Source organism: Burkholderia sp. Ac-20392, assembly GCF_017104585.1.
GTDB classification, from domain to species: Bacteria; Pseudomonadota; Gammaproteobacteria; order Burkholderiales; family Burkholderiaceae; genus Burkholderia; species Burkholderia lata.
The window spans coordinates 1-7,160 of the sequence record NZ_JAAGPB010000431.1; the positions used below are offsets into that span (position 1 = coordinate 1).

Here is a 7,160-nt window from a genome sequence, read left to right on the forward strand (position 1 = left end):
TGCGTCGAGTTCGCGCTCGGCGGCCAGCAGCGCGCGCAGATCGTGATAGTTGCGTACGCCGGCCACTTCCGCGTGGCGGCTCGCACAGGCGGTCAGCTTGAAACCCGGTTCGGCGTCGATCGCCGGCAGATGCTGGTCGCGCGCAATCTTGCCGATGCCGACGACACCCAGCGAAACCTGATCACTCATCGTGCATGCCTCCTTCGCGTATCGTTCGGTGATCGTTCAGCGCGCCCAGCGCAGCACGAGCGGATCGAGCCGCCGCGCGATCGCGAGCAGTTCCGCGCGCGTGTCCGGATGCAGTTCCGGCATCGGATGCCGCGGCCGCTCGCACGCGATCACGCCGCCTTCGCGCATCAGCGCCTTCGCGGTGAGAATTCCGGACTGGCGGTTCTCGTGATTGATCAACGGCAGCCAGGCCTGGTAGCGCGCGTAGGCGTCGTCATGCCGGCCGTCGCGCCACACTTCGAGGATCGGCCGGATGCCGTCCGGATACGCGCCGCCCGTCATCGCGCCGGTCGCGCCCGCATGCAGATCGGCGAGCAGCGTGATGGCCTCCTCGCCGTCCCACGGCCCTTCGATCGCGTCGCCGCCGAGCCGGATCAGCTCGCGCAGCTTGTTCGCCGCACCCGGCGTCTCGATCTTGAAGTACGCGACCTGTTCGATCTCGCGCGCCATCCGGGCGAGGAACGGGGCAGACAGCCCAGTGCCGCTCGCGGGCGCATCCTGAACCATGATCGGGATCGAGATCGCGTCGGACACGCGCGCATAGAACGCGAAGATCTGCGCTTCGGGCACGCGAAACGTCGCGCCGTGATACGGCGGCATCGCCATCACCATCGCCGCGCCGAGCTGCTGCGCGCGCAGGCTGCGCGCCGCGCACACCTGCGTGCTGTAGTGCGACGTCGTGACGATCACCGGCACGCGGCCCGCGACGTGTTCGAGGATCGTGCGCATGAGCACGTCGCGTTCGTCGTCGGTGATCGCGAACTGTTCGGAAAAGTTCGCGAGGATGCACAGCCCGTCCGAGCCCGCGTCGATCATGAAATCGACCGCGCGCTTCTGGCTTGCGAGGTCGAGCTCACCGGTGTCGGTAAACGTCGTCGGGACGACGGGGAAAATGCCGCGATAACGCGGCGTGCTGCTCGATGTCATGGTTCGCGTCCTGCGCCGGCCCCTGTGGCGGCCGGCCGTCATGCGTTCACGGTTTCACGAAGCACGGGCCGGGAAAGCCCGCCACCGGCTGCGACGCAGCCGCTCAATGCGAATGGCTCGGCACCTCCGCGCCGCGCGTGCCGACCAGGAAGTCGAGATCGCACCCCTCGTCGGCCTGCAGCACGTGATCGATGTACAACCGTGCGTAGCCGCCCTTGCCGAGCTGGCCGACCACGCCCGGCGCCGCGGCCGGATCGACGTCCGACAGGCGGCGCTGCAGTTCGTCATCCGGAATGTCGAGATGCAGCGTGCCGGCCTCGCAGTCGAGCTCGATCCAGTCGCCGTTGCGCACGGCCGCGAGCGGCCCGCCGGCGGCGGCCTCCGGCGCGACGTGCAGCACGACCGTGCCGTACGCGGTGCCGCTCATCCGTGCGTCGGAAATCCGCACCATGTCCTTCACGCCCTGGCGCAACAGCTTCGGCGGCAGCCCCATGTTGCCGACCTCGGCCATCCCCGGATAGCCGCGCGGCCCGCAGTTCTTCAGCACCATCACGGAGCTTGCGTCGACGTCGAGCGCCTCGTCGTTGATCGTCGCCTTGTAGTGTTCGAGGTTCTCGAACACTACCGCCCGGCCGCGATGCTTGAGCAGCTCGGGGCTCGCCGCCGACGGCTTCAGCACCGCACCGCGCGGCGCAAGATTGCCGCGCAGGATGCGGATGCCGCCGTCCGCGATCAGCGGCCGGTCGAGCGGGCGGATCACCTCGTCGTCGTAGTTCGGCGCTTCGCGCACGTTGTCCCACAGCGACTTGCCGTTCACCGTCAGCGCATCCGGGTTCGGCAGCAGCCCGCCTTCGCCGAGCCGGCGCAACACCGCCGGCAGCCCGCCCGCGTAATAGAACTCCTCCATCAGGAAGCGCCCCGACGGCATCAGGTCGACGATCGTCGGCGTGTCGCGGCCGATGCGCATCCAGTCTTCCAGTTCGAGCGGCACGCCGATGCGGCCCGCGATCGCCTTCAGGTGGATCACCGCATTGGTCGAGCCGCCGATCGCCGCATTCGCGCGGATCGCGTTCTCGAACGCCGCGCGCGTGAGGATCTTCGACAGCACGAGCCCTTCCAGCGCCATCTCGACGATGCGGATGCCGGACATGTGCGCGAGCACGTAGCGGCGCGAATCGACGGCCGGAATCGCCGCGTTGTGCGGCAGCGCGACGCCGAGCGCCTCGGCCATGCACGCCATCGTCGACGCGGTGCCCATCGTGTTGCAGGTACCGGCCGAGCGCGACATCCCGGCTTCGGCCGACAGGAAGTGATGCAGGTCGATCTCGCCGGCCTTCAGCGCTTCGTGCAGCTGCCACACGGCGGTGCCGGAGCCGATGTTCCTGCCTTCCAGCTTGCCGTTCAGCATCGGGCCGCCCGACACGACGATCGCCGGCACGTCGCAACTCGCCGCGCCCATCAGCAGCGCGGGCGTCGTCTTGTCGCAGCCGGCCAGCAGCACGACCGCGTCGATCGGGTTGCCGCGAATCGCCTCCTCGACGTCCATCGACGCGAGGTTGCGCGTGAGCATCGCCGACGGGCGCAGGTTCGATTCACCGTTCGAGAACACCGGGAATTCGACCGGAAAGCCGCCGGCCTCGGAGATCCCGCGCTTCACGTGCTCGGCGAGCTTGCGGAAGTGGGCGTTGCACGGCGTCAGTTCGGACCACGTATTGCAGATGCCGATGATCGGCCGGCCATCGAACTCATGATCGGGGATGCCCTGGTTCTTCATCCAGCTCCGGTACATGAAGCCGTTCTTGTCGTTCGTGCCGAACCATTGGGTGGAGCGCAGCCTGGGTTTCGTTGCCGACATCGTCAGTCCTGTGGTGACGGGTACCGGCGCAGTCTAGGCAGAATTTTGATAACTCGCTAATGACGTTTTGGGCGATTACGATATCCATTTCGATATCGATATAAACCCGTACGATGCCCGATGCCAGCCCGTGGGGAAACCGTGGCCGCCTGAAGACGCGCCAGCTTCTGCTGGTCGTCGCGCTTGCCGACGAAGGCAGCATTCACCGCGCGGCGGCCGCGCTGAACATGACGCAGCCGGCCGCGTCGAAGCTGCTGCGTGAACTCGAGGAATCGATCGGCGCGGTGCTGTTCGAACGACTGCCGCGCGGAATGCGGCCGACGCTGTACGGCGACGCGCTGATCCGCCACGCGCGCGCGGCGCTCGGCAGCCTCGACCAGGCGCACGAGGAGCTGGCCGCGCTGAAGGCCGGCCATCTCGGCCATGTGGCGGTGGGGGCGATCACGTCACCGGGCCTGCGGCTCGTGCCGCCGGCCGTCGCCGCCGTAAAGGGGACGCATGCCGGCCTGCACGTGTCGGTCGAGATCGACACCAGCAACGTGCTGCTCGAACATCTTGCGCAGGAGAAGATCGACATCGTGCTCGGCCGGCTCTCCGCCGAACACGACAAGCTGCGGCTGCGCTACGAACCGCTGACCGGCGAGCCGGTGGCCGCGGTGGTACGGCCCGGCCATCCGCTGCTCGCGCAGGCGCCGCTGTCACTCGCGGACGTACAGCGCGCCGCATGGGTCGTGCCGCCGGCCGGCAGCGTGCTGCGCCACCGCTTCGAACTCGTGTTCCAGCGCGCGAGCCTCGCGCCGCCGGCGAACCTCGTCGAAACGTCCGCGCTGCTGTTCATCACGCAGTTGCTCGAACAGAGCGACATGATCGCGGTGCTGGCCGAAGACGTTGCGCGCTACTACGCGCGGCACGGAATCGTCACGGTGCTGCCGCTGGAGATGGATTGCCGGATGGACGATTTCGGGATCATCACGCGCACCGACCGGCTGCATTCGCCGGCCGTCGCGGTGATGGCCGATGCAATTCGTGCGGCTGCGCGGGAGGTGTACGGCGTCGCGCTGTGACGCTGACGCCAACGCCGGGTTCGCAACGTCGTGGCCGCTGCCGTTTCCGGATCGCCCGGCACGCATGCGCATCGAGCGACGCGCATGCTGCCGCCATGACGCGTCACACCCAGGGCTGCGCAAGCCCTTCGGTCTGCAACGCCCGCTGAATCGCCGGACGCGCGAGCACCCGCTGCAGATAGCCGCCGAGCACCGGACGCTGGCGCGCCGGCTCGGCAAAGCCGCGCGTCCAGCGGCACAGCATCAGCGCATACGGATCGAGCACCGTGTAATGCGCGCCGAGCAGCCACGGGCCGCCGCTCGTTTCCAGTTGACGGTCGAGCTGATCCAGCAGCGCCGCGATTTTCGCTTCCGCGTGCGCCTTCACCTGTGCGGCGCCCGTCGCGTTGCCCACATCGACCCAGCGCTCCGGATAGAAATACGCGATTAGCGTCGTCTGGAGCGTGTTGGTGAGCCACATGAGCCATTTGTAGAACTGCGCACGTTCCGGCGTGCCGAGTGCGGGCGCAAGCCGCTGCTCGGGATGCGTATCGGCAAGATGCAGGCAAATGGCGGCGGCTTCGTACAGCACCAGGTCACCGTCGATCAGCACCGGGATGAGCCCGTTCGGATTGAGCGCGAGGTAGTCCGGCGACTTGTGCTGGTCGTGCGTGCGGTCGACGAATTCGAGTTCGAACGGCTTGCCGATTTCTTCCAGCACGAAGTGCGGCGCCATGCTGGCATTGCTGGGGTAGTAAAAGAGCTTCATCGTCGATTTCATTCAGGCGGGTGTCGGCGTCACGCGGCGGCGAACTCGATCACCGGTTCGCAGCGGATCGGGAAATTGACCGAGTTCGCGATATAGCACTTCGCGTGCGCATCATGATGCAGATGTGCTGCCCGCTCGCGATCGTCGCCGGCCTGGATCGTCACGTGCGGACGCAGCACGATTTCCGTGAAGCGGCCCGGCTCGGTGCGATCGACCATCGTGCCTTCCGCATCGTCGACATAGGCAAGCACGCGAATGCCCGCATCGGAACACAGATGCAGATACCAGAGCTTGTGACACGCCGATGCCGACGCCAGCAGCAGGTCTTCCGGATTCCAGCGCGCGGCATCGCCGCGAAACGCCGCGTCCGACGAACCGGGAATATCCGGCTTGGAGCCGGCCCGGATCAAATGATCGCGGCCGTACTCGCGATACCCCGACGTGCCGGTGCCGCGATTGCCCGTCCACTCTACTGCGACGCGATACTTGTGTTCGCCAGATGCCATCTCGCTCTCCATTGATGTGGGTTGCTTCGGCCGGGCCGGATGTCGTTATACGAAGCCCGCCTGCGCTCGCCATTTTGGCACCGGATTCCAATTTGGTATACCATTATTCCAAATTGACGGAACATGCAGGCATGGAAGCCAAACTCGATTCCACGGCGGACGCCGTGGCCGCCTCGTTGCGGGACATGATCATCAACGGCGAACTGGAAGCCGGCGAGCGGCTCGTCGAACGCGACCTGGCCGACCGGTTCGGCATCAGCCGGATTCCGATGCGCGAGGCGATCCAGCGCCTGGAGCGCGAAGGCCTGCTGGACATCTTCAGGAATCGCGGCGCCGTCGTGCGCATGCTGAGTGCATCGGACGTGCAGGAAATCTACGACCTGCGCGCGCTGCTGGAAGGCGACGCGATCTACCGGAGCGTGAAGCAGCTCGACGACGAGACGTTGGCACGCGCCGAACTCGTCCATCGCCTGCTCGGCGATGCGGCCGTGCCGCGCCGGCAGGGCGAACTGAACCGCGAATTCCACGCGCTGCTGTATTCGTGCTGCGGCAACGCGCGGCAGTTGAAGACGATCGCGGAGCTGCGCAGCCAGGTCGAACGGTACGAACGCCTGCAGACCACGCTGCTCGCGGATACGCCATCGTTCCAGGTCGAGCACGAGGAGATCCTGCAGGCGTGCCGCGAACGAAATGGGCGTGCGGCTCGTTCGATGACGGTCGCGCATCTCGAATCGGCCAGGCGCATCGTGCTGCGGCTCGTGGAAGGCGGTTGAGGCTGGCGGTGCGTTTGCCGTTTGCCGTCTGCTGCCCCGGAGCGCAAACCCATGCCTGGTCGAGATGATCACGAGGGCGGCTTCAACGTACGCGCCCCCGCCACGCATCAAGCCGACCGCGTCGCGCTCCCGTCAGGTGCGCGACCAGTCGTACCCCGCACCACCAGCTTCGGCAGCGACGCGGTACGCACGCGCGACACTGCGTCGCTCCGATCACCCGCCTCGCGCAGCGCATTCAGTAGTTCAACCGCCAGCCCGGCGGCCTCGGCGGTCGGAATCGCGACGGTTGTCAGCGTGGGCCGCGTGTCGCTGGCCAGGTGAATATCGGTAATCCCGACGATCGACAGATCATCCGGCACGCGCCTGCCGCGATCGGCCGCAGCATGCATCGCACCGATCGCCGGCAGGTCGTTGGTCGCGACCAGCGCGGTCAACTGCGGATGCGCATCCAGCAACCGCCCCGCCGCACGCACGCCGCCTTCGATCGAATCGGGCTCGGCCGCAACGATCGACGCATCGAGCCCTGCTTCGCGCATCACGTCGACGAAGCCGTCATAACGCGCCGCCTGCACGCCGCTCGCCGACCCGCCGACGATCACGCCGATGTGCGCGTGGCCCAGCTCGAGCAGGTGCCGCGTCGCGATCCGCCCTGCCTCGCGAAAATCGATCGCCACGCACGGCAACCCGTCGGGCGGCGCCTCGGGCCGCTCCCACAGGCACAGCACGACCGGCACGCCGCGCGCCGCCACGTCGAGCAGATCCGGCAGATGCAGGTTCGCATTGGTCACGAGAATGCCTTCGGAGATCGTGCCGGCGATCTGGTCGAGATACGCGCGCCCCTGCAACGGATCTTCGTTCGTATTGCAGACGATCAGGAACTGCCCGTTGCGCCGCACCGCGCGCTCGACCGCCAGCGCAAACTCCGGATAAAACGGGTTTGCGATGCTCGACACCATCAGCGCGACCGTCGGCGCGCGCCCTTCCGCCAGCGCCCGCGCGGCGAGATGCGGCCGATACCCGAGCGCCTCCACGGCTTCGAGCACCCGCGCGCGCGTCGCC

Annotated in this window: 7 protein-coding genes and 1 pseudogene; 2 read left to right on the plus strand and 6 right to left on the minus strand. The window is 67.3% G+C overall.

From position 1 onward, the window contains the following. The 3 genes and pseudogenes from G3N99_RS31150 to G3N99_RS31160 form a co-directional block, all read right to left on the minus strand. A pseudogene (locus tag G3N99_RS31150) lies at positions 1-189 on the minus strand (Gfo/Idh/MocA family oxidoreductase); the annotation flags it as partial. 36 nt (positions 190-225) lie between these two features. Beyond that, positions 226-1,155, minus strand: a complete 930-nt coding sequence (locus G3N99_RS31155) for a dihydrodipicolinate synthase family protein (protein ID WP_206124300.1) — start codon at positions 1,153-1,155, stop codon at positions 226-228. A gap of 103 nt (positions 1,156-1,258) precedes the next feature. Further along, a complete protein-coding gene (locus tag G3N99_RS31160) occupies positions 1,259-3,010 on the minus strand; it encodes an IlvD/Edd family dehydratase (protein WP_206124301.1) in 1,752 nt (583 codons plus the stop codon). A gap of 113 nt (positions 3,011-3,123) precedes the next feature. Here G3N99_RS31160 and G3N99_RS31165 point away from each other — a divergent pair, with 113 nt between their 5' ends. Then, the gene (locus G3N99_RS31165) at positions 3,124-4,074 is read left to right on the plus strand and encodes a LysR substrate-binding domain-containing protein (RefSeq protein ID WP_174940533.1); all 951 of its coding nucleotides are present in this window, start codon (positions 3,124-3,126) and stop codon (positions 4,072-4,074) included. Positions 4,075-4,177: 103 nt separating this feature from the next. Here G3N99_RS31165 and G3N99_RS31170 read toward each other — a convergent pair whose 3' ends face one another. Beyond that, a complete protein-coding gene (locus G3N99_RS31170; protein WP_241011941.1) occupies positions 4,178-4,822 on the minus strand; it encodes a glutathione S-transferase family protein in 645 nt (214 codons plus the stop codon). A 29-nt stretch (positions 4,823-4,851) separates the two neighbouring features. Next, positions 4,852-5,328 (minus strand): OsmC family protein, encoded by a 477-nt coding sequence (locus tag G3N99_RS31175; protein ID WP_174984856.1) that lies wholly within the window; start codon positions 5,326-5,328, stop codon positions 4,852-4,854. 131 nt (positions 5,329-5,459) lie between these two features. Here G3N99_RS31175 and G3N99_RS31180 point away from each other — a divergent pair, with 131 nt between their 5' ends. Beyond that, positions 5,460-6,101 (plus strand): GntR family transcriptional regulator, encoded by a 642-nt coding sequence (locus G3N99_RS31180; protein WP_174984854.1) that lies wholly within the window; start codon positions 5,460-5,462, stop codon positions 6,099-6,101. Between the two features lie 107 nt (positions 6,102-6,208). On the opposite strand, the gene G3N99_RS31185 is transcribed toward G3N99_RS31180, so the two are convergent. Beyond that, positions 6,209-7,160, minus strand: a 952-nt coding sequence (locus G3N99_RS31185; protein ID WP_206124303.1) for a LacI family DNA-binding transcriptional regulator, incomplete at its 5' end; no start/stop codon positions are given.